We start from the raw sequence: 24,269 nt of genomic DNA on the forward strand, positions 1-24,269 counted from the left end.
CCGTCTACGCGATCGCGATGGGACGGACCATCGAGCCGGTCGCGCCCGCGATCTTGAGCGGCAGGCAGATGAGCGTGAACTCGTCCACGCCATCACGCGCGAGGTCCTCGAGGAACGCGTTCTCGAGCAGGTGGACGCCGCGCTGCCGCAGAGCGAACTCGTGCACGGGGTGCGGGTTCTGCGGGTCGGCGGACGGGACCTGCTCGACCGTCGAGGTGTCCGAGCCGAGCACGACGCAGCCGAGGTCGTCGATGAGCCAGCGCGCGGCCTCGAGGTCGGGGCCCGCGCCGTCGGCGGCCCCGTAGCGGGCGGGATCCGGCCACACCGACATGAGGCCGGTGCGGACGAGCACGCAGGACCGCGGCGGGATCGTCGTCCCCTGGGCCGCGGCGACGGCTTCGAGGTCCGCCCGGGACAGCCCGCGGCCCTGTTCGAGCAGCGGGACGTCGAAGTACCCCGCGGCGTCGAGCAGGACACCGCGCAGCACGATCGGCGGGATGCTCGCGGCGTCGGCCCGGGTGGGACCGAAGTCGCTGCTGTGCTCCGCCGCGTGGAAGCCACCGAACCACGTGTCGTCGGCGTCCGTGATGTGGCAGAGGGCGTCGAGGTGCGTGCCCGTGTGCATGCCGGTGATCATGAGCTCGGTCAGCATGCTCACGCCTGCGGCGTTCTGCTGCTCGCCGAACAGGGGGATGTCCTGCGACCGCTTGATGCCCTGCGGCGTGCGGTACGGGGTGAGGGTGAAGGTCGGGTGTCCGTCCCACTGCGGCATGCCCACGAACCGGCCCGCGTCGAGGTCGTAGACGCGGCCCTGTCCGGCGGCCCCGAGGGCGTCGAGGACGTCGGCGGGACCGATGTCCCCGACGCGGCCGATCTCGCGGGGCTCAGGCGCGCGCACGGGGTTCCCCCTTCCCGAGGAGACCGGGCGCCGCGACGGCCGCCGTGGCTCCGGGCTCGAGCACGTCCTCCTGGAAGTCGAGCTTGCGCCCGCGGGTCTCGACACCGGCGATCACCATCGGGATCGGGATGAGGGCGAGCAGGATCACCTGCAGGAGCCAGAACGTGTTCCAGTTGCCGCTCGTGACGAGGTTCGTGCCCCAGAAGGCCGAGGTCCCGTAGCCGAGCGACCACTCCGCGACGACCGCCAGTCCCATCCCGACACCACGGATCCGCGTCGGGAACAGGAGGACGAAGTACGCCGCCGTGACGCTCCAGCCGAGCTGACGGAAGAAGCCCGCGATGAACAGGTACAGCGAGACGGGCACCACGCCCTGCGAGAACGGCGCGAGCCAGATGAGCAGGGTGAACGGCACCGCGATCCAGACGAGCGGCAGCGTCCACTTGGCGGACACCTTGTCCATGAACCAGCCGCCGAACACCGTGGACACGACCAGGGCGATCTCGTAGGCGTACGTGATCGTGGTGCCCGACACCGCGGGGATCGGGTGTCCGGTGATGCCGCCGTGGGCGTACCAGGCCGGGTAGTTGAAGTCCCAGCCGCCCTGGGGAGCACCGATGAGGAAGGCGATGATGAGCGCGATCAGCGTGTAGCCGAGTTGCTTCTTGGCGAACAGCGCACGCAGGCCCTGCTTGAACTCGCCGGGCGCGGCCTCCTGGGCCTCCTTGATCCTCGCCCACTGCGGCGACTCGCGCAGGCCGAGGCGCACGAGGTACGCGATGGCCGCGAACGCGAAGGACGCCAGGTAGGCGACGCGCCACCCGGCGGCCGTCGGGGCGCCGAAGGTCTGCGCGAACACGTTGGCGAGGCCGTAGCCCACGCCGACGCCGGCCTGGGTGCCGGCGAGCATGAGCGACCGTCGCTTGACCGGCGCGAACTCGGACAGCATCGCGAGGCCCATCGCCCACTCACCGCCGGAGAAGAACCCGGCGAGGAAGCGGACCACCATGAGCTGGGGCGCGTCCTGCACGAGACCGGTCAGACCGGTCATGAGGACGGTGCCGATGATGCCGTACATGAACGCGCGCTTCCGGCCGAACAGCCGGTCGCTGAAGTACCCGAGGACGAGGGCGCCGAGGCCCAGACCCACCGCGTACAGGAAGAACGCGTCGCCGACGGTGCCCGTGCTCGTGTGCAACGACTTCGCCATCGGCCCCTGCACGAAGCTGACGATCTGCAGGTCGAGGGTGGTCACCGCCCACCCGAGGAACACCGTGAGCCAGACGAGGAACACGTGGTTGGACGACGACTTCGTTGTGCCGCTCATGGACTACCTCTCGAGGGGGGCGAGGGGGCTCGGCATCCGGGCCGGCTCCTTGATTGCGCGTTGTGCGCAAGAACCAAGCGTACTGCGCGTTTCGCTCAGCGCAACACCAGGAGGGCCGGACCGCTGCTCGACGGACCAACGGACCGGCTGACCTGCCGTGGCGAAGCCGCGCCGCGCCTCCAGACCCGCCCGGATCCGGCCGCCCGGTATGCTCCGTGTGCCGTTCTCCGAGCCGGACTCGGCGGACCGGAGGACGGGAGGGCCGCGGAGATGCCCAGAGGCAGGGGCAAGACCGGTGCCGCCCAGCGCCGCGAGCAGATCAAGCAGCTCACCTCGCGCGCCGGACTGGTGGACGTCGAACAGCTCGCCGAGACCTTCGACGTCACCCCGTCGACGATCCGCCGCGACCTCGCACAGCTCACCGCGGATGGCGAACTCGCCCGCACCTACGGCGGCGCCATCGCCACGAGCGCGGCCGGCCAGGAGCCCTCGCTCGGTCAGCGGACCACGATGGCGGTCGCGCAGAAGGAACAGATCGCCCGCCTCGCGTCGACGTTCGTGCAGGAGGGCGAGACGCTCATCCTCGACGCCGGCACCACGACGGGCAGCCTCGCCCGACGCCTGCGCGGACGCTCCGGCCTCACCGTCATCACCAACGGCATGACGACCCTGGCCGAACTCTCCGACGACGAGCACGTCCACGTCATCGGCCTCGGCGGCGACCTCCGGAACATCAGCCAGGGGTTCGTCGGCCCCCTCGCCGAGCTCGCCCTCACCCGGTTGACAGCGGACCGCGCGTTCCTCGGCGCCGACAGCCTCGACGCCCGGCTCGGGATCTGCGAGGCCAGCCCGGTGCAGACCCGGCTCAAGGAACTCATGATGGACCACGCCGAACACGTCTACGTGCTCGCCGACAGCTCGAAGCTCGGTCGCGCCCCGTTCGACGCGTGGGCACCGATCGAACAGCCGTGGACCCTGATCACCGACGCGGGGGCGACCGAGGAGCAGCTGGCGCCGTTCCGGGCGCGCGGCGACGTCACCGTCCTCGTCGCCGGCGGGCGGGGCTGACGCGCGGCGCGTGCACGCGGGTCGGAACGCGGCCCCGACGCGTGAGCCAGCCCGGACCCGACACGCGGCCCGACATGCGGGGCGACACGCAGAGCGGACACCCCCTTCCGGGGGCCCGCCGAAACCGGATACGGTGATCGAGCTCCACCCGAAGCGCGACACCCGAGGGGACCCGAACCCGTGCGCACAACGACCATCACCGTCATCGCCGCTGCCGTCTGCATCGCCGCAGTCGGCATCACCGTTCCCGCCGCCGCGGCGACCGCATCCGGCCACGCGACCACGGCGGCGTCCGCCGCAGCCCGCAGCAGCGCGCCGGCCGCCGGGCGGACACCGTCCGCGACCACGCCCTCGTCTGCGTCGCCGTCCGCCACGCCGTGGTCCGCGACCGCGTCCGCCACGCCGAGCGCTGCCGCGGCGGCGAAGTCGAGTACTGCCGCCACGGCGAAGCCGAGCGCCGCCGGGCCCGCGCGCACCGCCACCGCGAAGGCCCCGGCTCCGACCGCCCTCACGGCGACACCGCTCCCCCTCGCCTCGGCCCGCGCCACGTTCGGCAGTGCCCTCATCCACTGGACGAAGCCCGAGGGCGCCCAGGGCGCGTGGGTCGTCAGCCGCAACGGGACGGACTCACTCGGCATCGGCCCACAGAGCATCAGCACGACCTCGGCGAACGACACCGCACTCGTGCTCAACCACCTCGTCCGCGGCAGGACCTACACCGTCACCGTGACGGGCGACCTCGGCCAGGGGCGATCCGCCTCGACCACCGTGCGCGTCGGGTCGGATCAGGTCACGCCGCCACGTGCCCTCGTGGTCACGCGGAACGACGAGAACGCGCGGGTCGGCACGGTGTCCGCCGCGTGGGCGGCACCGCAGGTCTCGGCCGGCAAGAAGGTGCTCGGGTACCAAGTCACCGTGCAGCAGCTGGCCACCGGTGCCGCGCCGACCGTCGTCGTGCTCGCGCCGAGCGCGCGCTCCTACACCTCGGGTGAGCTCGACTCCACGTTCACCTACCTGGTGTCCGTGTCCGCGATCACCAGTTCCGGCGTGGGGCCCGCGGCGCAGGGGTCGATCCAGATCGGAGACTCGAACAAGCTGTACCCGTGAGGTACCCGGGCCGTCCCGCTTGACGGGCGGTCGTCGTCGATCCGGTACAGCACCCGGTACTCCCCGCGTCGCGCCGAGAAGAGCGGGGCCAAGGGCGGTCGCAAGGGCTTCCCGACTCGCTTCGGGTTCGCCGCCAGGGGTCCGACGATGAATCGCCAGGCTGCGGCGGCGACACCTGCGGGGAGACGTTCGGCGAGCGCCCGGCGCGCGGTCCTCGTGAAGACGAGCTGATACGGCTGCGTCACTCCGCGAGCCGAGCTCGCGAGAGCATCGCCGTCCGCACCTCGTCGACCGACGACACCGCACCCTCCTCGAGTTCCTGCAGTGCACCACGGAGTGACGCGACCAGGTCGGGTCGGCTCAGGATGTCGACGGTCTCCAGCAGCGCGTCGTAGTCGTCCGCACTGAGGAGCACGGCGGCCCGGCTTCCGTTCCTCGTCAGCTCGAAGCGCTCCTGCGTGGCGACCGCGGACTCGATGAGCTTCGAGAGGTTGGCGCGGGCTTCGGCGAGGGACAGGGTCGTCATGTACAGAATTCCAGCGCCTGCGCCGACTGGTCATCGTGGGCATGGGCGCGAGCCTCACACCTACAGGCCCAGTAGTCATCGCCGTGGCCTGGGGTTGGGGACAGGTTCGGCGACCGTGACCATGAGCGCGACAGTCAACCGCATCGGTGGAGCGCGAGCTCGGATGCCGGCTTCCGCCGGTCCCTCCATAACGAGCGAGTGGGACGCTCTCTGTCAGGACGGATCGGCCAGTTCGATACCGTCAGCGTCGGCGGGATCGGCTTGCTCGGCTCGGTCGCTGCGTTTCCTCCGGAACAGCCCGGAGATGCTTCCACCGGCCGAACTCGCCGCACCGACGATGGCACCGCCCGCCCCCTTCACCGCAGTGAGCGCCTGCGGCTCGTCGGGAACTCCGTCTCCATCGAGGTCCACACTCCGGAACTGACGCGCGACCGTTCCGGCTGCCTTGCTGACACCGGATCCGACAGCAGCCGCTCCCGTCGCCACCCCGCCTCCCACGACTCCCGCCGCCTCGACCACTCTCGCCCCGGTCCGATTCGCCGCCTGCTCCAGCGCAGCGAGGGCCCGGTTCGGCTCGCCGTCACGGAGATCCTGCTCGTCCTTCGCCGCGACGGCCAAATGGTCCGGAAACTCCTGAGGCGGCTCGGGGAAAGCCGACCGTGTCGACAGGATCACGTCGCGTCCGAAGACGAATCGCGCGACACCGCCGGTGAGCGCCCCGACACCGTACTCAATGGTCGACTGCTGCTTGCCGGTGAGGGTCTCGCGCACGGTTTCCAGCTGGCCGGTTTGAATGGTGCGGACGAGGCTCTGCGCCGCCCCGCCTGGCAGGGTGTCCGCAAGAGTGCTCGCCCAGTGTGACCAGTCGCCCTTCCCGGCCGCGATGCTCTTCCCGACGCTGGCGTCCGCGTCGGTGGACGTCCTCGCGAGGTCACTCGCCATGGTGGCGATTTGCTGTTGGCTGACCCGCTCGTTGGTAATCCCGTACACCAGGGCTTGCGCCTGGTCGTGGTCGTATTCGAGCCCGTGGATGTCCGCGATCGCGAGCGCGAACAACGCCGTGATCTCGAACTGCAACTGTTCGTCGCCCGCAGGCAGGAGGGCAGCGGCGCGCTTGGCGCCCCCCTTGGCTGCGCCGAGCGCAAGGTCCTTGCCTGCCTTCTTCGCAACCGCTTTCGCTGCTTCCTTCCCGGCCTTCTTCGCCACCTGCTGGCTGGCGCTCTTCGCTCCGGCAGCCGCGGCGCCGACGCCGGGGATCATCGCGATGCCGACGTCTGCGGCAATCGTGCCGACTGTGATCGCCGCACCAGCCGCCGTAATCGAACTGGCGTAGTGCCGCTCAAGCAACTGGATGACCTCGGCTGGCGTCGCGTCAGGGTGCCGACGGCGCACCCACCGGACGTAGCCGCGAGCGATGGCACGACGCCCACGCACCGCCTTGGCGATGTTCTTCTCCGCGTCTTCGTCGGACACCTCGGCTTCCAAGGTGATGTCCTGGTCGTCGGTCATGTACGTCCCCTCCGGTCACGCGATGGCCGATCGACCATGTCCTCATTCAAGCGGACAACGCCGCTCGTGGCCATGGCCCTGAAGGAAGCCAGAATCGATTCGATTCCGACCCCCGCAAGACCCGCGACACCGGAAGGTCCTCTTAGAAGGAAGGAAGACCATCAGATTGCGATGGGCAGGGCTCCCATCGACGACGTGAACCCCGAGGTCAGGCGACCCAGACCTCCCCGAGCACCCGGAGCACGTTCCCGCCGAGGACCTTCCCGATCTCGTCGTCGGAGTACCCGTGCTCGACGAGCCACGCCGCGATGTTGTGGAAGCTCTCCGTCGGGTTCTCGAGCCCGTCGACGTACTCGACCCGGGGGTGGTCCTCCGTCGTGGCCGCGGCCGCCCCGAGCATGGACGAGAACGTCGTGTGCAGGCCGACATGGTCGCCGTAGAGCGTGTCGGGACCGAAGGCCACGTGGTCGATGCCGACGAGTTCGGCGCAGTACTCGAAGTGGTCCATGACGGACAGGAGGCTGTGCGTCGGGTGGTCGCGCGAGATCGTCGTGTGCGGGGCGGCGGACATGCCGATCACTCCCCCGCCGGCGGCGACGGCCCGGAGCACGTCATCCGACTTGAGCCGCGGGATGTCCCAGAGTGCGCGCGCCCCGGCGTGCGTGATGAAGATCGGGACGTCGGACGCGTCGGCGGCGTCGATGCCGGTCTGGTCGGACGAGTGCGACACGTCGATCGCGAGCCCGAGCTGGTTCATCCGACGCACGGCCGCGCGACCGAAGTCGGTCAAGCCGAAGTCGGTTCGCTCCGAGAGGCCGGCCCCGAGACCGTTCGACTGGGAGTACGCGAGGCCGATCTGCCGGATCCCGAGTCCGTACAGGATGTCGAGGCGGTCGAGGTCGTTCCCGATCGGGGTGGCGGCCTCCAGACCGAAGACGAGCCCGGTCCTCCCGGCCGCGTGCGCAGCGTGGATGTCGGCGAGCGTGCGGATGACGACGACGTCCGACTGGTGGGCGATGTCCGCCTGCCGCATCCCGAGGTCGGTGACGACGTCCTCCCACTGCCAGGGCGTGTTGCCCGTGACGGTTGCGGTGCCGTCCATCATGTTGTCGAACACGACGGTCAGCCCGGACGCGCGCAGGCCCTCGAACGCGGTGAACTGGCGGCCCGTGCGGTTGTAGGCGGGTGTGTTCGCCATGTCGGCCGGGAACCGGACCGGGTGGTCGTGCAGGCTGATCGTGATGGTCGCCGCCAGGAGCCGCTCGGCGCGCTTGACGACCGCCGGCGCGTGCCCGCCGTCGTACGGCGGAACGCGGTCGAACTCCGGCGTCAGCGGATCTCGCGGTAGGTGGAGGTCACCGTCGAGGTAGTCGTAGGACTCGTAGCCGGACACGATGCGCGGGCCGCCGTTCCCGATCTCCTCGTGCTGCGGATCAGACGGTGGCCGCGACGGGCACGGCGCGGGCGAGGAAGTCGCGGAGCGTCTGCTGGAACTTCTCGCGCTCCTCGACCTGGGGCGAGTGGCCGGACTTCTCGAAGACGACGAGCTCCGCGTCGGGGATCAGTCGGGCGATCGTCTCGGAGGCGCTGACCGGCGTGACCCAGTCCCCGCGGCCGACCGTCACGAGCGTCGGGACGGCGATGCCCGGCAAGTCCGGCTTGAGGTCGTAGGTCGGGAAGTTGTCGACGAAGCAGGCGTTGTGCGCCTCGTGCCGGTAGATGCCGGCCTCGACCGCCGCCGTGGACTTCTCCTCGTCGTACTCGTAGTCGTACAGCGGGATGAGCTCCGTCCACAGCGACTTGAGTTCCTCGTCGCTGCGCGTCTGGCCACCCCAGTAGCGGTTGAAGTGGTCCCAGTTGATCTCGACGCGGTCCTGGTTCCGCGCGTTCTCGAACGCGAGCTCGAGGTTGCTGCCGTCGGCGGAGGTGTCCCGCAGGATGATCGCCGAGACGTGCTCCGGGTAGCGGACGGCGTACTCGAGGGCGATGAACCCGCCGTACGAACCACCGGCCACGACGATCTGCTCGACACCCGCCCACTGTCGCAGTCCGTCGACGTCTGCCGCCCACTGCTCGTGCGTGTAGGGGCCGACGCCCTCGCTCCGGCCACAGCCACGCGAGTCGAAGACGATGACCCGGAAGCGGTCGTGGAGCGGGCCGAACGTGGCCTTCGGCTCGGCGAGCGAACCGATCCCCCCGCCGCCGTGGTGCGCGATGAGGACCGGTGCGTCCGGGTCGCCGTTCGTCGGCTCGAGCACCTCGACGTTGAGTCGGGCGCCGTTGATCGTGAGGTCCATCGGGTTCCTTCCGGGTGGTCTGCTTCGGCGCCGGTCGGTGGGAGCCCCGGGCGGATGCTCGGAACTCTAGCAACGGGTGTGGGAGCGCCGGCGATCGTGCGCCGACGGATCACGGAGCGCGACATGACGAAGCGCGCTACCCCCTTCCAGGGGCCGCTCCACGAGGTCTACGGTGAGCGCCACTCACCACACGCGCTTCTCACAGATGGGACCCGAACCCGTGCGCAAACCAACGCTCGCTGCCCTCGCCGCGGCCTTCTGCATCGCCGCAGTCGGCGCGGCCGTCCCCGCAACCGCGGCGACCACGTCCTCCTCGTCCGCGGCCGCCACCCACGCCGCCGTGACGGCGTCCGCCTCGCCGGCCACCGCCTCCAGGACGTCCGCCGGGACATCGAAACCGGCGGTCGCACCTCTCGCCTCGCTGCCAAGCGCTCTGCAGGCACTCGGCGGATCGCAGAACGTGCCGAAGGAGACCGTCACCTGGACCTGGAAGGCTCCGGCGACCGACGGCGGCTCGCCCGTCACGGGCTATCGGTTGTCGACGGTGGCGCCCGGGCCGACCTCCACGCTGACGGTGTCGGCGTCCACGCTGTCCCACACCTACACGGACTGGGCCCGCGACACCGACTACTCCTTCACCGTCCAGGCGATCACCAAGGCCGGCGTCGGCCCGGCGGCGTCCGACTCGATCCACACGGCCCCCGCGCCGAGCGCCGCGCCGACCGATGTGAGCGCGACGCCCCTGCCCCTCGCCTCCGCCACCGCCAGGTTCGGCAGCGCCCTGATCCAGTGGACGCAGCCCGCCGGCGCGCTCGGCCCGTGGGTGGTCAGCCGTGATGGCACCGACTCGCTCGGCATCGGTCCCCAGAGCATCAGCACGAACGGCGTGTGGGACACGTCCATCGTCCTCAACCACCTGATCCGAGGCAGGACCTACACGGTCACCGTCGCTGGGAACCTGGGCCAAGGGCTCTCGTCGACGGTCACGGTCCGGGTCGGTCCCGAGCTCGCCACCCCACCGCGGAACCTCGTGCTCACCCGTGATGACAAGGACTTCTTCACGGGCACGGTGTCGGCAGCGTGGGCACCACCGGTCCTGACCGCCGGGCAGAAGGTGCTCGGATACCAGGTCACCGTGCAGCCGCTCCCGCACGCCACACCCACGGTCGTCGTGCTCCCGGCGTCCGCGCGCTCCTACACGACGGGCGACATGGGCTCGACGATCACGTACCTGGTGTCCGTGTCGGCGGTCACCGCTTCGGGCGCCGGGCCAGCTGCGCAGGGCGCCATCCAGATCGGGGACACGAACAAGCTGTACCCGTGACGGCGGGGTGAGGGGCAGGCGGCCGTACGGGTGCGCCTGCTCCGTCGTCTGCTCCGCAGTGCTCGTGCGGGCGGGGCCGGGGGCGCTGGCCCCGCGCAGACCGTTCCGGGAAATGTGCGCACGACTCCTGACGTGCTCACAGGTCCCGAACACGTCTGCGCGATCGTCCGTCGTCCACCGATCCGGCCAGGAGGCGCGGCACCCGTCCGCCGCCCCGCTACCGTCCCGGCATGGTCACCGAGACGTGGCAGGCGGACGATGAACGGCGGGCACGCATGGCGCGGTTGGGCCGACGGGACACCGCGCCCGAGCTGGCGCTGCGGCGACTCCTCCACCGCCGCGGCCGCCGGTTCTTCGTCGACCGTCGCATCAGCCAGCGCACCCGGGCGCGGCCGGACCTGGTGCTCCCGCGGCCTCGATCGGTGGGGACGGACTGTCAGCGCTTCGTGCTGGAGATCAGGCTCAGCCGTGCAGCGCTGACACGGCGATGGCCCACCAGTACCCAAGCAGACATGCTGCCGGAACGGCGAGGACCCCGAGCACGGACACCTGTCGAACGAAGCGCCGGCGCCCCGCTGCGGCGATGACCTCGCGTTCGAGCCGCTCGAACCGCTGCACATGGCGGAGCGTGTCGGTGATGACCAGCGACTCCACGTGCCAGGTGCCCCGCTCCTCAGCCAGCATGCTGAGGAAGCGGACCTCCTCCGCCGACTTCACCCGTCGAAGGCCGTGGAACCAGCGACCGACCTGGTGAGCCTGCAGCGTCACGACCATCGGGGTCTTACGGCCTACCTTGAACGATGCGGCCGCGGCGAGGATCAGCAGCGGCTGTACGCGGACCTGCACCCCGGCTGCGACCGACAAGAGTCGCTCGGCTCGCTCGGCCTCGTGCAGGGCGTTGCGCATGTGCGGCTGCCGGTACCCGCTCACCATGAACGACCCGCCGCCGACGAACACCTTCTGCCCTGCGTGGTTCTTCGTGTTGACGGTGAACACGCCTCCTGGCCCGATGACGACATGGTCGATGTCGGATTGCCCCGTACCGACGGGGACCGCGTGCAGGACGGTCCATTCCGGCCCGAGCTGCTCGAGTGCGACCGCGACGGCCCGCTCACCCAGCGCGCCCTTGAACCAGCTCCGCGCCTCGGGCACGAGTGGGTCTTTGCCGAAGAAGCGCTCGCGACGGGTGGGCGGCGTCGCGCCGTGCTGGATCTCGAGGCACTTCTGCATCACCGAATAACCCGGCCTCCGAGCACGGAGCGTCACGGGAGCGGAGCCGCGAGGAGCTGAACGTGCCGTGGTTCCCGAGACCGTTGGACCATCGTTCGTGAGACTGCTCACGTTCCCCCTGCCGCCAGTGCCCGTGACCCCCACGGACGTCTTCCAAGGCTAGGAGCAGCGAGACGTCACCCCGAACGGACCCGTGCCCCCAGTCCGGGTCCTGCACTTCGCCCTTCAGCCAGATCGGCCGAGCAATGCTTGAGCCCTGCAGTAGCACCGTTGTGCTGACATTTCAGATAGCCGTTGTGGGGGAGACCATGAGCACTGACCGGTCTCCAGTCGAACCGCTGTTTCACGAACGCCGGGGCGGCCCAGTGTGGGTCCGAATCGTCGGCGCGATGATCCTCGCCCTGAGCCTCGTCGTCGTCGGACTGATGCTCGGCACCGGCAACCGTGATGGTCGGGCTGTGGTCATCGTCGCGTTCACCGTCGCCGGGCTCGTCGGCATCGCAGCGCTCATCCAGTGGCTGTCCGTCACCGTCGACCAGGACCGGCTCCAGATCGCGGTCGTTCCCCTGTACCGGCGCAGCATCCCGCTGCAGGACGTCGCCGAGGTCTCGCCCACTGTCATCCGTGCAAGAGAGCACAGCGGCACAGGCATCAGGAAGACTCCCGGGCGCCCCCTCGCGGTGTTCCAGTCATCCGGTCCGGCTGCTCGGGTTCGACTGAACGACGGGCGCGAATATCTCGTTCAGGTCGGGGCTCCCGAGGCGCTCCGTGCCGCGATCCCGGCTCAACGCGGCGACGAGTGACCTACCGCGGTGCGTCGACGAGCTCGACAACCCACGCAGCTGTCCGTCGGTCAATTCATCGCCGGCGACGCAAGGAGATGCTGAACGGCCGCGTCCAGGACGAACGGCGGCATCGAATGTCCACCGTTGAACACGATCGCGGTCAACACGCCCGGCCGGAAAGCGTCGAACGCGTCCTGCACCCCGGCCATCGGGAAGAGCTTGTCGTTGCGTCCGGCAGCGACGAGAACGGGCTGCTCGACGGCAGCGGCGACCAACGGAACGTCGCCCGATGCCAACAGGCCGGGAACGAACCACGCCGGGTTGTGCCGGATGCGCTCCGACTCAAATGACGCCAGCGGGCCAATCCCGCAGCTCACGACTCCTTTCGAGACCCGAGCGTCGACCGCGAGGGAAAACAGCGCCACTTGACCACCAAGCGAGTGACCGATGATCCTGACATCAGTGGGACCCACGCTGGTGTCCTGCATCCAGCTCGTCACGACGGCGATGTCGCCGGTGTGCTTGGACTGAAGGCTGCTGCCCTTCGCCACTCGGAAGAGCGCGTCGAGTCGCTCGTCGGCAGCGGGATCGTCGGTCCACCTCCGTTGGCGCTCTTCAAAGCCGACGAGGTCGGGCAGGATCACACGCGCTCCAGCGCGAGCGAGCGACGTACCGTAGGCAAGGGTCGGTTCGCCAATGAGTCCAGCTGGCTCGCTCTTCCCGATGGCGAATGCTCCCGCGTGTTGATGCACCGCGATCACGTCGATCCCGGCCTGCTCATCCGGCGTCAGCAGTAGGCAGGGGATCGTGTCGCCGTCAGCAGCGTCAAGCACAACGCGGTCGTACTGCACTCCCTCATCGCGCCGAAGATGCTCTCGACGGATCGCTGTCGGTCGCATCGAATCGGGTGATGGAAGCGCGAGGAGCTCGAGAACCTTTGAGCGAGCGGTGTCGTCAATCGTCGGCGCCATCTGCGGACGCTACCAGCGGCCGCATCGCGATCGTCGGCGTGCAGGGCCGGTGTGCCATGAGACACGATGCCCGGCGCTTGACCCGTGCGCTGGCACCCGGCTCGACCCGGCGCCGCCTGACCTACCGCGGAGCGTCGACGAGCTCGATGAACCGCGACAACAACGCCATCCCCGCGATCGACGTCGGCAGCGCGGTCGTGAGCCCCGGCGAGTACACGACGAACGCCGCCCACTTCGCCCGCGAGATCGCGACGTTGAGCCGGTTCGGCATGAGCAGGAAGTCGAGCCCCCGCGGGATCTCCGCCGCGGAGGACGCGGCGAGCGAGACGATGGCGACCACGGCCTCCCGGCCCTGGAACAGGTCGACCGTGCCGACCTGCGTCCCGCGCAGCCCGGCGGCGTCGAGCGCGGCGCCGATCAGCGCGCCCTGCGCGTTGTAGGGCGCCACGACGATGACGTCCTCGTCGGTCAGTGGCCTGGTCACGCCGCCGTCCGTCCACGGCAGCCCGATGACGGAGGACGCGAGCGACACGACCCGCTCCGCTTCTTCGGGCGAGGACGTCGTGTTCCCCACGTGCGCGACCGGCGCGACGTGGAGGCCCGGCTCGAGTCCCCGGAGCGACCGGGACAAGACGGCCTCGGACGCGGTGAGCGACCCGTTGTAGGACAGGCGCGAGACGGGCGCGGTCAGGGCCGGGTGCATCCGCCGGGTGTGCGCCAGGAAGTACCCGAACTCCGGCGGCAGGACGTGCTCGCCGTCGGCCAGCCAGCCGAGGGCGGACTCGTCGACCGGCTCGGGGTGCGAGCCCTGCGACACCTGGGGCAGCTGCTGCGGGTCGCCGAGCAGCAGGAGTCGCGACGCGGCGACGGACGAGGCGATCGTGGGCGCGAGGGAGAACTGCCCCGCCTCGTCGACCACGAGCAGGTCGAGCGACCGCCGTTCGACGGTGTTGGCGTTGGCGAAGGTCCACGCCGTCCCGCCGACCACACCGCCGGGACGACCGGTCGATCCCGCTGCGGGGCCGGCCAGGAACGCGGCGAGCGCGACGTTGTCCTTGACGGGCGTCCAAGCGGCCGCCTCGAGTCGGTCGGGATCTCCCCCGCGCTGCGGCACCTTGACGACGCGGTCGGCGGGAACACCCGCGGCGACGACGGCGTCGAGGAAGTTCTCGGAGGTCGCGTGCGACTGCCCGACCACGCCGACCCGCCACCCGTGCTCCTGCACGAGCCGTCCGACGACGTGCGAGCCGACGTACGTCTTGCCGGTGCCGGGAGGCCCCTGGATCGCCAGGTACGACCGGTCGAGTCCGAGCAGGGTCGCGACGACGGCCGCGACGGTGTCGTCCTCCGTCACGGACAGCGGCACGACGCCTCCGCGCGGCGGCACCCGCCGCAGCAGGTCGAGGGCCGGGTCGGGCAGCATCGACGGGAGCGCATCGAGCACCTCGCGCCCCCACTCGGCGATCGCCTCGGGCTGCGGCTTCGCGGCCGGCGGTGGGGCGGGCGTGAGGGCCACCGGCAGGTCCTCGTGCCCCGTCTGCCCCTGCCCGACCGACTCCTTGAGCAGGATCTCGATGCGGTCGCCGTTCGGCCCGATGTCGAGGACCTCGCCCTTGCTCGAGGCGCCACGCATGCCCAGCCCCGGCGAGGCGATCGAGATCGGCAGGGGTTCGTCATAGACGAGGTGCGGCTTCGTGCCCTCGCGGACCTTGCTGCCGGGTGCGAGCGTGCCGAGCAGGCGGAGTTCGCGCGAGAACGTCCGCTTGCCGGGCAGCTTCGCCCAGTCCTGCACGACCTCGGCCTGCTCCACGATGAACACGTCGCGGGTGTCGGCCCACTCGTCGATGGGGTTCCGGAGCCGGTCGAAGTGCTCCTGCCAGAACGTCTTGCCCTCACGCCGGTGGTAGTCGATGGCGGCCGCGGCGAGCGCGATGGCCTGCTGGTCCGCCGTGCGGTCGAGCGCGTCGACGCCCTCGATCTCGGCCATGAGCGCCAGGTACACCGGGTCGGGCTCGCGCACCGTGGGCGGGAGCGCGACCTCCAGCTCGTCGGATGCGCCGTCGGACCCGGCCGTGTCGGGTGCGGAGCCGCCGTCGTCGACGCGCCCCCAGGCCTCCAGGCCGAGCAGCCAGTCGCGGAGCCGCAGCGTCGAGCGACAGTCGTACTCGTTGTAGTCCGCGACCTGGTCGAGCGCGTGTTGCCCCAGGACCGGGTCCCCGTTCCGGAGCTCCTCGATCGCGTCGACGTACGCGGTGATGCTGTCCGCGGCGTTCGTCACGCCGGCGTCGTCGCGCAGGTCCTCGCCCATGTAGAGCGGCTCGAGCTTCTTGATCGAGTAGCTGCGGCTGCCGACGAGCAGGGCCTTCCGCACGATCGGGTACAGGTCGACCAGGACGTTGTCGCGCAGCAGGTCGTCGACGTCGTCCTCGCCCACACCGTGCCGGGCGGCGAGCGACAGCAGGTGCGTCCGCTCGTACGACGCGTAGTGGTAGACGTGCATGCCCGGGTACTGCGCGCGCCGCTCCTTGACGAACGCGAGGAAGTCGACGAGCGCGCGTCGTTCCTCCCGGATCGTGTGCGCCCAGAACGCGGTGAAGCGGGCGTCCGTGTCGACGAGGCCGAAGAGGTAGTCGAGGCCCCAGGTGTGGCCGTCCTCGGAGTACAGCGGGTCGCCCTCGAAGTCGAAGAACACGTCGCCCGCGTCCGGCGCCGGGATCGCCGCGAGCGCCTGCGGGTCGACCACCTCGAACCGTGGTGCGGGGTGCGCGTCGGAACCGGCCCGCTGTCGGTCGCGTTCCGATCCGGTCTGGAGGCGCGCCTGCGCCCGCAACGTCGCCAGCGTCGCCGCGCTGACACCGGGCACCGGGCCCTCGGCGGTCGTGAGGGCGTCGATGCTCGTCACGCCCGCCGCGATGAGGCGCGCTCGCTGGTCGAGGCGCATGCCGGCGACGAGGACGAGGTCGCGGTGCTCCTCGACCTGCGTGCTGCAGATGCCGCACCGGCCGCACGAGGTGTAGCGGGGGTCGCCCCACGCGAGCGGCTCGGAGGCGGCGATGCGCTCGTCGATGACGCGCCGGAGCTCGTCGCGCTGCGTCCGGTACACCGGTGCGATGTCGGCGAGGTCGTGGCTGCTCACGGTCTCGTCGCCGAGGACCAGGTGCACCTGCGCCCCGACCGGGATGCCGAGCCGCTCGATCTGCTCGGCGTACGCGGCGAGCTGCAGCAGCGCGGTGATCTTGGCGTGCCGGGCGAGCTTGGTGTCGTAGACCTCGTACTCGCCGCGGTCGTTGCGGATGAGGAAGTCCGAGAACCCGATGAAGCCCGGGTCGTGGAACGTCGCCTGGTACAGGACCGCGACGCCGGCGCGCATGGCCTCCGCCGCCGCCCGGGCAGCCTGCGCGTACCGGTCCGGATCGGGGCGCTCGAACTCGACGACCTGGTCCGCGCCGTACTCCGCCTTGAGCGCGGCGAGGTACCGGAGCTCGTGCTCGTCGCCGAGGCGAGCGGTGCGGTCGAGCATCGCGTCTGCCGCCTCGGCCACCGGTTCGGCGCGCCCCAGCTTGGCGTCGAGGCGCCGCAGGAACGCCCACTCGCACGACGCCCAGACGCTGAGGTCGCTCGGGCTCAGCACGACGCGGCCGTCGGTCGTCAGTTGCACGGTTCCTCCCCCGGGTGCGCTCGTTCGTCGCGCAGCACGACGGTAGCGGTCGCGACCGACACGACCGGCACGACCGGGACGACCGACACGACCAGCACGCAGGGGCCGACACGACCGGGACCCAGCGGCCGCGGCCGCGGCCGAGCGACACTGACATGCCGGGCGGACGCGCCGCGGTCTGTCCTCTGGAGTGAGGACTTGTCGCCTGCTCGTGCCGCTGCCAGTGTCTCGCCATGGACGCACCCACAACGAAGTTCGACGTCTCCGGCTCACTGAGCCGACGCTCGCTCCTCATCGGAGCGGGCGGTGTCTCGCTCGCCGCGATCGCTGCAGTCGCAGGACCCGCATCGATGGCGAGCGCCGCCGCACCCACCACCCCGTCCGCCGTGATCACCGAGGCGAAGAGCTACACCGGCAACAGCCTCGCGCAGATGAACGCGATCTGGTCCTCCAAGTACAAGACGAGTGGCGACTGGTGCGCGATCTTCGTCAGCTGGTGCCTCCGTGGCACCGACACCGGCTTCAGCCCTCGGGCGTCGGACTTCTACAAGCTCTGCACGCCGGTGTCGGCCGCCAACGTCCGCCAGGGCGACATCATCTGGTACTACGGCGTCGGGCACATCGGCCTCGTCCGGTCACACAGCGACGGCCACATCCGCACGGTGGAGGGGAACGTGGGCTCGGGCAACGCCTCGACCAACCACGTGAAGATCTACGAGGACCCCTGGGACACGAGCGGTCAGTACAAGTTCGCGCGGCCGAAGTACTGACCCCGTCGAATCAGCCGACGTCGTCCGCGTGTGCACTCAGTCGGTGGCGACCCCGCCGCCCCAACGCACGCCCACCGCGGTCGTCGCGAACGGCGCGAGCGTGACCCGCACCGCACCATCATCGACCGGGAGGCCCGTCCCCCGGTCCCCGAGGAACGAGCTCACCCACGCCTCGGCCACCGCCGCGCCGGGACGGAGCGTCAGCGCGACGTCCTGGTCGGCGAACGACTGGAGCCGCACGATCGAGGTGCCCTCCTCCGGTCCCGCGACGACACCGACCAGTTGCACGCGGTCGTCGTCGAGGTCGAGCAGGGACGCATCGGCCCGAGCGGTGCCCGGACGGCCCTTGGCCTCCGCGGTCGTCAGCGGGTGCACGACCTCGCCGGTCACCGCCACGGCCAGCCCTTCGGTCGAGGCGCCGTCCCGGTCCGTGCGGACACCGACGGCGTACCGGAAGGTCGCGGTGAACGCCTGTTCGATCGGGAAGTTCGTGTCCCACACGTTGTTGTGGAGCCACGAGAACACGGTGCCCGGTTCGACGGGACTCGTGCTCGCGGGGAACGGCGCGTACGGCACCGCGATGCTCCCGGTCTGCACGAGCGGCGCGTCCTTCGTCACCCAGACGACGTCGTCGTGGGTCTCCGGGTCGGTCAACGTGATCCAGTTGCGGATCGCGCGCATGTGCTGCGGCGCTCCCGGGATGTGCGGGACGCCGTCGCCCGTGACCCCGCCGGAGACCTCGAACCGGACGACCGGGTCGTCGACGGCGAACGGGAACGCGAAGTAGGCGCTCTCCTTGATCAGGGTCGTCGGCTTGGCCAGGCGGTTCTCGATGAGCAGCACGCCGTCGCCGTGCCGGAGCCGGAGCGTCACGACGACGGAGTCCACCCCGTCGGCGACGAACTCGTAGACCAGGCGTTCCTCGACCGCGTCGCTCGTCCGCCCGAGGACGACGGCGGGCCGGGCGGTCGTCCGCGACACGAGCAGTTCGAGCCGGTCGGAGACGGACAGCTTGTTCGCCAGGTGGTTGAACCCGGCGCCCGAGCTGCCGTACTGGTCGTAGAGGTACGCGTTGAACCCAGCGACGGACGACCCGTTCACGAGCTCACGTCCGGTCCGCCGCTCGACGATCGACGCGATGGAGGACGTGGTCTCGTCGACGACGACGCGCAGGTACTCGTTCTCGAGCGTCAGCACCTCGGCGCGGGCCCGGGACCCGAGGGGAACGGGAGCGCCGTTCGGCGCGGACGTCGCCGCAACGGAGACGTCGAGTCGGACGAACCCGAACGCGGGGACGTCCTCGACCCGCACGACCGCCCAGCGCCCGGACTCCCGGTGCGCCGTGTTCGACTGCGGTTCGAGGACCACCGGCAGCGGTTCGCCGGTGCGGCCGTCCCGGATCTCGATGTCCTGGTCGAGGCCGATGTGGGCCTCCTTGACGAGCAGGCGCGCGACGGTGCTGCGGCGGCGGCCGGTGGCGTTCGCGGCGGTGAAGCTGACGACCGCGTCGGGATCGCGCGGCACCGTGGCGCCGAGGTAGGCCATCGCCTGCTCCCGGAACTCGGTGGCCCGCTGGTGCGCGCCGATGCCCTGCGCCACCTTCCACTGCCACTGCAGCTCCCCCGACTCGAACCCGGCGTCCCCGTGGGTCCAGGAGTTCCCGGCGCCCCACGTGTGCTCGTTGAACATCGAGATCGCGTCGTAGGCCTCGGTGCGGCGCGCGGTTTCCTCCGGTACCGCGGCAGCGCCGATCAACGCGGCCGCCTGCGAGAACGCGCCGGCGTCGGTGACGGCGGCCTGGGCCTCCCGGGCGAGTGCGAGCGGCACGGCCGCGGAGCCGACGCCCTCGACCCACCAGTCGCCCCAGTCCCCCTGGAACGTCTGGAGCTCGTCGCCGTGGCGTGCCTCCGCCTCGGCGAAGAAGTCCTCGTTCCGCGACACCCGCAGCGTCGGGGACGTCCACGTGTCGTTCCACTCGCGGACGATCTCGGCGAGCTGGAGCCGGGCGGGGCCGTTGTCGCCCATGAACCCCTGCGTGCGGATGTGCAGGACCTCCCACGGGTAGCCGTCGCGGCCCTCGGTCTGCTCGCCGTGCGCGCCGAAGATCCCGGGCGGGAACGGGTAGCCGCGGGTGGCGAGCGCGGTCAGGTACGCGGGGAACAGCGCGTCCACGGACGCGTACGACTCCGTGAAGCCGATCATCGGCCCCTCCATGTACGCCAGGCCGTGCGGGCTGTCGGTCATCCACACGATCACCGAGTTGCCGGCGGGGGTGCGCCAGCGGAACATGCGGGGCAGGTTGAGCGCGCCCGAGGTGTGCGGCTGCGACCGGCCCGCCCAGTTGTGCGCGACGGCCAGGTACTTGACGCCGACCTCCTGCAGCGCGTCCGGGAGGCCCGCCACCTGTCCCGGCACGTCCGTCTGCATCGCGGTGGTGAAGTCGATGCCGTACTGGTCGCGGATGCGCCGCGCGTCACGGAGGAGTTCGTGCAGTTCGTCGGTGGAGCACGTGTCGGTGTGCAGGTTGTACGGCATCGCGCTGAGGCCGATCCGGCCGTCCTTGACGAGCTGCACGAACTCGTCGACCTGCGCCTGTGGGCGGTGCCGCTCCCAGTCGGTGAACGCCCAGAGCGCCTCGGCGTTCCAGCGGAACCGGGCCTCCTCGGGCCAGTCGTCGGTCGCGCGGGCGAGGTCCATGGCGGTGTCGAGGTACGACCGCTGGCTCGCGATGACCGTCGCCTGCGGGTCGGTGTAGCCGAAGTCGAAGTGCGAGTGGTGCACGACGTGCACGGACCACGGGCGCTGCGGCGTGAGCTCGACGGACACCGCGCCGTCGCCGAGGGACGGGATCCGGACGGTCGCTGCGGTGGGCGCGTCGACGACCCGGACCAGGAGGCGCACCGACAGCGCGTCGGGGGCCGTCGCGAACCCGACGAACGCGCCTGGCGCGGCGGCGGCGCCGGTGCCGGTGCCGGTCGCGGTGCCGGGTTCGATCACGACGTCGGTCGCGCGGGCCGCCGCTTCCTCGGTGTCGAACAGGAGGCGCACCGCCTGCACCTCGATGCCGTCGCGCGTGGCGCGCATGGGCTCCGGCAGGACGCGGACGCGTTCGCCGCCGATCGTGCCGGTGGCGGCGACGGCGCGGTCGATCAGGCCGACCCGCGCGTCGGTGTGCTGCCACGGCTGTGCCGAGATCAGCGGGGGTCGAGTCGGGCGATCACCACGGGCGTCGGTCATCAGCAGCACCATTCGTCGTCGAGTTGTTATCGTTACCAACAACGCTAGCAGGACGACGGGGGCGCTCCGCAAGGGGCAATCGTGTGACCGGCCGGAGCCGGTGCTGCTGTACACGTGTGACCGGCCGAAGCCGGTGCTGCTGTCACGTGTGACCGGCCGGAGCCGGTGCTGCTGTATACCTTGAGGCATGGCAGCCGCGGGGAACGGGAGCGGGCCCACGACGGGGCGCGGTCGTGGTGCGCCGACGGTCAAGGACATCGCGCGTGTCGCCGAGGTCAGCCCGATGACCGTGTCCCGTGTGCTCTCCGGGGGCAAGAACGTCCGGCCCGAGCTGCAGGACCGGGTCGAGCGCGCGATCGCCGAGGTCGGCTACCACCGGAACGAGAACGCCCGTCGACTCCGCCAGGGTCGCCGCTCGGGACTCGTCGGCGTGCTCATCACGAACGTCGGGAACCCGTACTACGCGGGGATGCTCCAGGGCGTCGAGGAGGTCGTCGGCGAGGCCGGCCGACGCATCATCATCGGCGTCACGAACGAGGACGAGGACCTCGAGCAGCAGCTGCTCGCGGACTTCCTCGGTCGGCAGGTCGAGGGCCTCATCGTCGTCCCCGCCGGTCGGGAGCCGGCCCGGTTCGCGCCCGACGCCCTCGCCGGCGTGCCCGTGGTGCTCGCGTCGCGGACGTTCCCCGACGTCAGCGCCGACGCGATCCTGCTCGACGACATCCACGGCGCGTTCGTCGCCACGGACCGCATGCTCGCCGAGGGGCACACCCGCGTCGGGTTCCTCGGCAACCAGGTGTCGGTGTCGACCGGCCGCCGACGGTTCGAGGGCTTCCGCCAGGCGCACGAGCGCCACGGGCTCGAGCCCGTCGACGAGCTCGTCCGGCTCGGGCAGCAGGACGTCAGCTCGGCCGAGCAGGCGATGGACCAGCTGCTCGGCCTGGAGGCCCCGCCCACCGCCGTCTTCGCCGCCAACAACCGCAACTCCATCGGCGCGATCCGCGCGATCACGAAGTCCCGGGCGCAGGCGCGGGACCGCGGCGAGCAGCCCGCTCCGATCCGGCTCTTCGGGTTCGACTCGTTCGAGTTCGCGGACATGTCCCCGGTGCCGCTGTCCGTCGTCGCGCACGACGCCGCCGAGCTGGGTCGGGTCGCCGCCCGGATGCTCTTCGACCGCCTCGATCGTGGGGACGGCAGCGCGCCGCGGCTCGTCGAGTTGCCGGTCGAGTTCGTCGACTTCGCGTAGCGCCGGCGGGCCTCCCGGCTGCGCCGCCCCGCACGCGGGGACGTCGGGACGCACGGACGGCGGGCCGCGAGGACGTACCCGGGTATTCGGACGGTGCCGCTGCCGAACGACAACGGGAACGTCGAAACCAGCGGCAGCGTGCACTGTGGGGGCCGCACCCGCCCGGGAGTTCCGACGGTGCTGCTGGCGAACGACAACCGGGACGTCGAAACCAGCGGCCGGGAGGCTCGGGTCCATCGGGAGGAGCGGCAGCGCTTCCGAGGAGACGCCGGACGCGGCGCCCAGACCGGCCGGAGGTGGGCCTCCCGACGGGCCGGTGCCGGGCCTCCCGGCGGGCTTGCGATCGGTGCCGATCCTGATAACGTTACCAACCTGAACACACGTCCATGCGGCCAGCGTCGGTCGCGGACGCGAAGGGAGCGGGGATGGACGACCGACCGACCGGATCACGGGCGACCTACGACACGGCACCGTCGGTGGCCGTGGGACCCGGGCACCACGCCTGGACCGGCCCCGAGGCGTGGGGGCGACTGGCGGAACACGCGGCTCCCGGTCGCCCGATCGCGATCGACACCTACCCCGGCAGCGACCTCGAGGGGCTCCGTGCCGAGCTCGCGCGGGCGCTCCCCGACGCCGAGCTCATCGACGTCGAGGCCGCGGCGGCGCACTCCCGCGAGTACATCGACGCGCTCCTCGCCCCGAACCTCACCGACGACCGGGTGTTCGGCGTCATGGACCATCGCACGCTCGACGTCCTGTACGACACGGACCGGCTCGCCGCCGTGGCCGACCGGGTCACCGCGTCCGAGCGGCCCGTCGTGGTCTACGGCTGGGGCGCCACGCTCGTGCCGACGACGTTCGACACCATCGTCCTCGCCGACCTCGCCCGGTGGGAGATCCAGCAGCGGCAGCGCGCGGGCGCCCCGAACTGGCGCGCGGACAACGGCGACGACGACCAGCTCCGCAAGGTCAAGCGCGGGTTCTTCGTCGAGTGGCGGATGGCCGACCGGCACAAGCGGGCGTTGTTCGACCGGATCGACTACGTCCTCGACGCGAACAGCACGATGGCGACCGCCAAGCTCATCACCGGCGACACGTTCCGAGCCGGACTCGCGGCCGCGACGACCCGTCCGTTCCGGGTCGTCCCGTTCTTCGACCCCGGCGTGTGGGGCGGCCAGTGGATGAAGACGACGTTCGACCTCGACGACGCCGAGAACTACGCCTGGTGCTTCGACTGCGTGCCCGAGGAGAACAGCCTCCTGATCGACGTCGACGGCACGCTGGTCGAGGTCCCCTCGCTCGACCTGGTCCTCCGGCACCCGCGGGAGCTCCTGGGCGAACGGACCCACGCCCGGTTCGGCCCGGAGTTCCCGATCCGCTTCGACTTCCTGGACACCATGGAGGGCGGCAACCTGTCACTCCAGGTCCATCCGCTGACCGGGTACATCCAGGACAAGTTCGGCATGCACTACACGCAGGACGAGAGCTACTACCTGCTCGACGCCGCCGACGACGCCGTGGTGTACCTCGGGCTCCGCGAGGACGCCGAACCCGCAGCGATGGAGCAGGCACTCCGCACCGCCGAGACCGGCGCCGCCCCGTTCGAGGCCGACGCGTTCGTCAACGCGTTCCCCGCCAAGAAGCACGACCACTTCCTCATCCCCGCCGGCACCGTCCACTGCTCCGGCGCGAACTCGATGGTGCTCGAGATCTCGGCGACGCCGTACATCTTCACCTTCAAGATGTGGGACTGGGGCCGGGTCGGGCTCGACGGCGTCCCGCGTCCGATCCACCTCGACCACGCGATGGCGAACGTGCAGTGGGACCGGGACACGACGTGGACCCGCGACCACCTGGTCGACCAGGTGACCGAGGTGGCCGCCGGCGACGGCTGGGTCGAGGAGCGCACCGGCCTGCACGAGCTCGAGTTCATCGAGGTCCGTCGGCACTGGTTCACCGACGTCGTCCCGCACGACACCCGCGGCACGGTCAACGTCCTCAACCTCGTCGAGGGCACCGAGGCCGTCGTCGAGAGCCCGACCGGCGCGTTCGAGCCGTTCGTCGTCCACTACGCCGAGACGTTCATCGTCCCGGCCGCCGTCGGCCCCTACACGATCCGGCCGCACGGGCGCGGGGTCGGGCAGCGGCTCGGGACCGTCAAGGCGTCCGTGCGGGGCACGGAGCGGGGGTAGCGCGCGGGGCCGCGATCCGCCGAGGGGGCACAACACGCCGCCCCACCTCCGCCGAGGGTGCACAGCACGTCGTTCCGCCCGGGAGTGAGCGGCGCGTCGTGCACACTCGCCCCTGGCCCTGCCC

18 protein-coding genes and 1 pseudogene are annotated in these 24,269 nt (G+C 70.9%); 8 read left to right on the top strand and 11 right to left on the bottom strand.

The genetic code is table 11. The annotated features are described in order from the left end of the window. Positions 1 to 4: 4 nt before the first annotated feature. The gene (locus DEI86_RS02260; protein WP_111048701.1) at positions 5 to 898 is read right to left on the bottom strand and encodes a cyclase family protein; all 894 of its coding nucleotides are present in this window, start codon (positions 896 to 898) and stop codon (positions 5 to 7) included. Then, positions 885 to 2,225 carry an MFS transporter gene (locus tag DEI86_RS02265; RefSeq protein ID WP_111036032.1) on the bottom strand — a complete coding sequence of 447 codons (1,341 nt, stop codon included), beginning with the start codon at positions 2,223 to 2,225 and terminating at the stop codon, positions 885 to 887. Before DEI86_RS02265 ends, DEI86_RS02260 begins: the two co-directional genes overlap by 14 nt. Positions 2,226 to 2,495: 270 nt before the next feature. Between DEI86_RS02265 and DEI86_RS02270 the strand changes: the two genes are divergently transcribed. Together DEI86_RS02270 and DEI86_RS02275 are read left to right on the top strand one after the other, a co-directional pair. Continuing rightward, positions 2,496 to 3,293 (top strand): DeoR/GlpR family DNA-binding transcription regulator, encoded by a 798-nt coding sequence (locus DEI86_RS02270; protein WP_111012728.1) that lies wholly within the window; start codon positions 2,496 to 2,498, stop codon positions 3,291 to 3,293. Positions 3,294 to 3,473: 180 nt separating this feature from the next. Continuing rightward, positions 3,474 to 4,400, top strand: coding sequence for a fibronectin type III domain-containing protein (locus DEI86_RS02275; protein ID WP_111048702.1), 927 nt, complete (start codon positions 3,474 to 3,476; stop codon positions 4,398 to 4,400). A 241-nt stretch (positions 4,401 to 4,641) separates the two neighbouring features. Here the strand turns inward: DEI86_RS02275 and DEI86_RS02285 are convergent, their stop codons facing one another. From DEI86_RS02285 to DEI86_RS16435, 5 genes are all read right to left on the bottom strand, one after another. Then, positions 4,642 to 4,926 (bottom strand): type II toxin-antitoxin system Phd/YefM family antitoxin, encoded by a 285-nt coding sequence (locus tag DEI86_RS02285; RefSeq protein WP_111048703.1) that lies wholly within the window; start codon positions 4,924 to 4,926, stop codon positions 4,642 to 4,644. A gap of 213 nt (positions 4,927 to 5,139) precedes the next feature. Further along, positions 5,140 to 6,435, bottom strand: a complete 1,296-nt coding sequence (locus tag DEI86_RS02290) for a hypothetical protein (RefSeq protein ID WP_111048704.1) — start codon at positions 6,433 to 6,435, stop codon at positions 5,140 to 5,142. A gap of 208 nt (positions 6,436 to 6,643) precedes the next feature. Continuing rightward, positions 6,644 to 7,828 (bottom strand): dipeptidase, encoded by a 1,185-nt coding sequence (locus tag DEI86_RS02295; protein WP_258371972.1) that lies wholly within the window; start codon positions 7,826 to 7,828, stop codon positions 6,644 to 6,646. Between the two features lie 40 nt (positions 7,829 to 7,868). Further along, a complete protein-coding gene (locus DEI86_RS02300; RefSeq protein WP_111048705.1) occupies positions 7,869 to 8,732 on the bottom strand; it encodes an alpha/beta fold hydrolase in 864 nt (287 codons plus the stop codon). Positions 8,733 to 8,915: 183 nt separating this feature from the next. After that, positions 8,916 to 9,212: a hypothetical protein gene (locus tag DEI86_RS16435; protein ID WP_181439676.1), complete on the bottom strand. Its 297-nt coding sequence runs from the start codon at positions 9,210 to 9,212 to the stop codon at positions 8,916 to 8,918. On the opposite strand from DEI86_RS16435, the gene DEI86_RS02305 reads away from it, so the two are divergent. Both DEI86_RS02305 and DEI86_RS17015 read left to right on the top strand, forming a co-directional pair. Continuing rightward, entirely contained in the window at positions 9,193 to 10,056 is an 864-nt protein-coding gene (locus DEI86_RS02305) for a fibronectin type III domain-containing protein (RefSeq protein WP_181439677.1), read from the top strand. The genes DEI86_RS16435 and DEI86_RS02305 overlap by 20 nt on opposite strands. 230 nt (positions 10,057 to 10,286) lie before the next feature. Further along, positions 10,287 to 10,466, top strand: a pseudogene (locus tag DEI86_RS17015) (hypothetical protein); the annotation flags it as partial. Between the two features lie 52 nt (positions 10,467 to 10,518). Here the strand turns inward: DEI86_RS17015 and DEI86_RS02315 are convergent. Then, complete coding sequence (locus tag DEI86_RS02315; protein ID WP_111048745.1) at positions 10,519 to 11,286, bottom strand: nuclease-related domain-containing protein; 768 nt, start codon at positions 11,284 to 11,286, stop codon at positions 10,519 to 10,521. Between the two features lie 389 nt (positions 11,287 to 11,675). Between DEI86_RS02315 and DEI86_RS02320 the strand changes: the two genes are divergently transcribed. After that, the gene (locus DEI86_RS02320) at positions 11,676 to 12,089 is read left to right on the top strand and encodes a hypothetical protein (protein ID WP_146244850.1); all 414 of its coding nucleotides are present in this window, start codon (positions 11,676 to 11,678) and stop codon (positions 12,087 to 12,089) included. 50 nt (positions 12,090 to 12,139) lie between these two features. Here the strand turns inward: DEI86_RS02320 and DEI86_RS02325 are convergent, their stop codons facing one another. Both DEI86_RS02325 and DEI86_RS02330 read right to left on the bottom strand, forming a co-directional pair. After that, complete coding sequence (locus DEI86_RS02325; RefSeq protein ID WP_111048709.1) at positions 12,140 to 13,042, bottom strand: S9 family peptidase; 903 nt, start codon at positions 13,040 to 13,042, stop codon at positions 12,140 to 12,142. Positions 13,043 to 13,163: 121 nt separating this feature from the next. After that, positions 13,164 to 16,700, bottom strand: a complete 3,537-nt coding sequence (locus tag DEI86_RS02330) for a bifunctional RecB family nuclease/DEAD/DEAH box helicase (protein WP_220038480.1) — start codon at positions 16,698 to 16,700, stop codon at positions 13,164 to 13,166. A gap of 233 nt (positions 16,701 to 16,933) precedes the next feature. Here DEI86_RS02330 and DEI86_RS02335 point away from each other — a divergent pair, with 233 nt between their 5' ends. Further along, on the top strand, positions 16,934 to 17,470 hold the full coding sequence (locus DEI86_RS02335) for a CHAP domain-containing protein (RefSeq protein WP_111036011.1): 537 nt from the start codon (positions 16,934 to 16,936) through the stop codon (positions 17,468 to 17,470). Between the two features lie 36 nt (positions 17,471 to 17,506). Here the strand turns inward: DEI86_RS02335 and DEI86_RS02340 are convergent, their stop codons facing one another. Continuing rightward, positions 17,507 to 20,707 (bottom strand): glycoside hydrolase family 38 C-terminal domain-containing protein, encoded by a 3,201-nt coding sequence (locus tag DEI86_RS02340; RefSeq protein ID WP_181439678.1) that lies wholly within the window; start codon positions 20,705 to 20,707, stop codon positions 17,507 to 17,509. Between the two features lie 187 nt (positions 20,708 to 20,894). Between DEI86_RS02340 and DEI86_RS02345 the strand changes: the two genes are divergently transcribed. Both DEI86_RS02345 and DEI86_RS02350 read left to right on the top strand, forming a co-directional pair. Then, positions 20,895 to 21,953 (top strand): LacI family DNA-binding transcriptional regulator, encoded by a 1,059-nt coding sequence (locus DEI86_RS02345; protein ID WP_111048711.1) that lies wholly within the window; start codon positions 20,895 to 20,897, stop codon positions 21,951 to 21,953. A 425-nt stretch (positions 21,954 to 22,378) separates the two neighbouring features. Further along, positions 22,379 to 24,145 (top strand): class I mannose-6-phosphate isomerase, encoded by a 1,767-nt coding sequence (locus DEI86_RS02350; RefSeq protein WP_111048712.1) that lies wholly within the window; start codon positions 22,379 to 22,381, stop codon positions 24,143 to 24,145. Positions 24,146 to 24,269 lie beyond the last annotated feature (124 nt).

This window comes from Curtobacterium sp. MCBD17_028, assembly GCF_003234875.1.
Classification (GTDB): Bacteria; Actinomycetota; Actinomycetes; order Actinomycetales; family Microbacteriaceae; genus Curtobacterium.

Coding starts and splice junctions, on each gene's coding strand:
- DEI86_RS02265 (WP_111036032.1), bottom strand. CDS start 2,225: ATGAGCGGCACAACGAAGTCGTCGTCCAACCACGTGTTCCTCGTCTGG.
- DEI86_RS02270 (WP_111012728.1), top strand. CDS start 2,496: ATGCCCAGAGGCAGGGGCAAGACCGGTGCCGCCCAGCGCCGCGAGCAG.
- DEI86_RS02285 (WP_111048703.1), bottom strand. CDS start 4,926: ATGACGACCCTGTCCCTCGCCGAAGCCCGCGCCAACCTCTCGAAGCTC.
- DEI86_RS02290 (WP_111048704.1), bottom strand. CDS start 6,435: ATGACCGACGACCAGGACATCACCTTGGAAGCCGAGGTGTCCGACGAA.
- DEI86_RS02300 (WP_111048705.1), bottom strand. CDS start 8,732: ATGGACCTCACGATCAACGGCGCCCGACTCAACGTCGAGGTGCTCGAG.
- DEI86_RS02315 (WP_111048745.1), bottom strand. CDS start 11,286: ATGCAGAAGTGCCTCGAGATCCAGCACGGCGCGACGCCGCCCACCCGT.
- DEI86_RS02320 (WP_146244850.1), top strand. CDS start 11,676: ATGATCCTCGCCCTGAGCCTCGTCGTCGTCGGACTGATGCTCGGCACC.
- DEI86_RS02325 (WP_111048709.1), bottom strand. CDS start 13,042: ATGGCGCCGACGATTGACGACACCGCTCGCTCAAAGGTTCTCGAGCTC.
- DEI86_RS02335 (WP_111036011.1), top strand. CDS start 16,934: ATGGACGCACCCACAACGAAGTTCGACGTCTCCGGCTCACTGAGCCGA.
- DEI86_RS02340 (WP_181439678.1), bottom strand. CDS start 20,707: ATGACCGACGCCCGTGGTGATCGCCCGACTCGACCCCCGCTGATCTCG.
- DEI86_RS02345 (WP_111048711.1), top strand. CDS start 20,895: ATGGCAGCCGCGGGGAACGGGAGCGGGCCCACGACGGGGCGCGGTCGT.
- DEI86_RS02350 (WP_111048712.1), top strand. CDS start 22,379: ATGGACGACCGACCGACCGGATCACGGGCGACCTACGACACGGCACCG.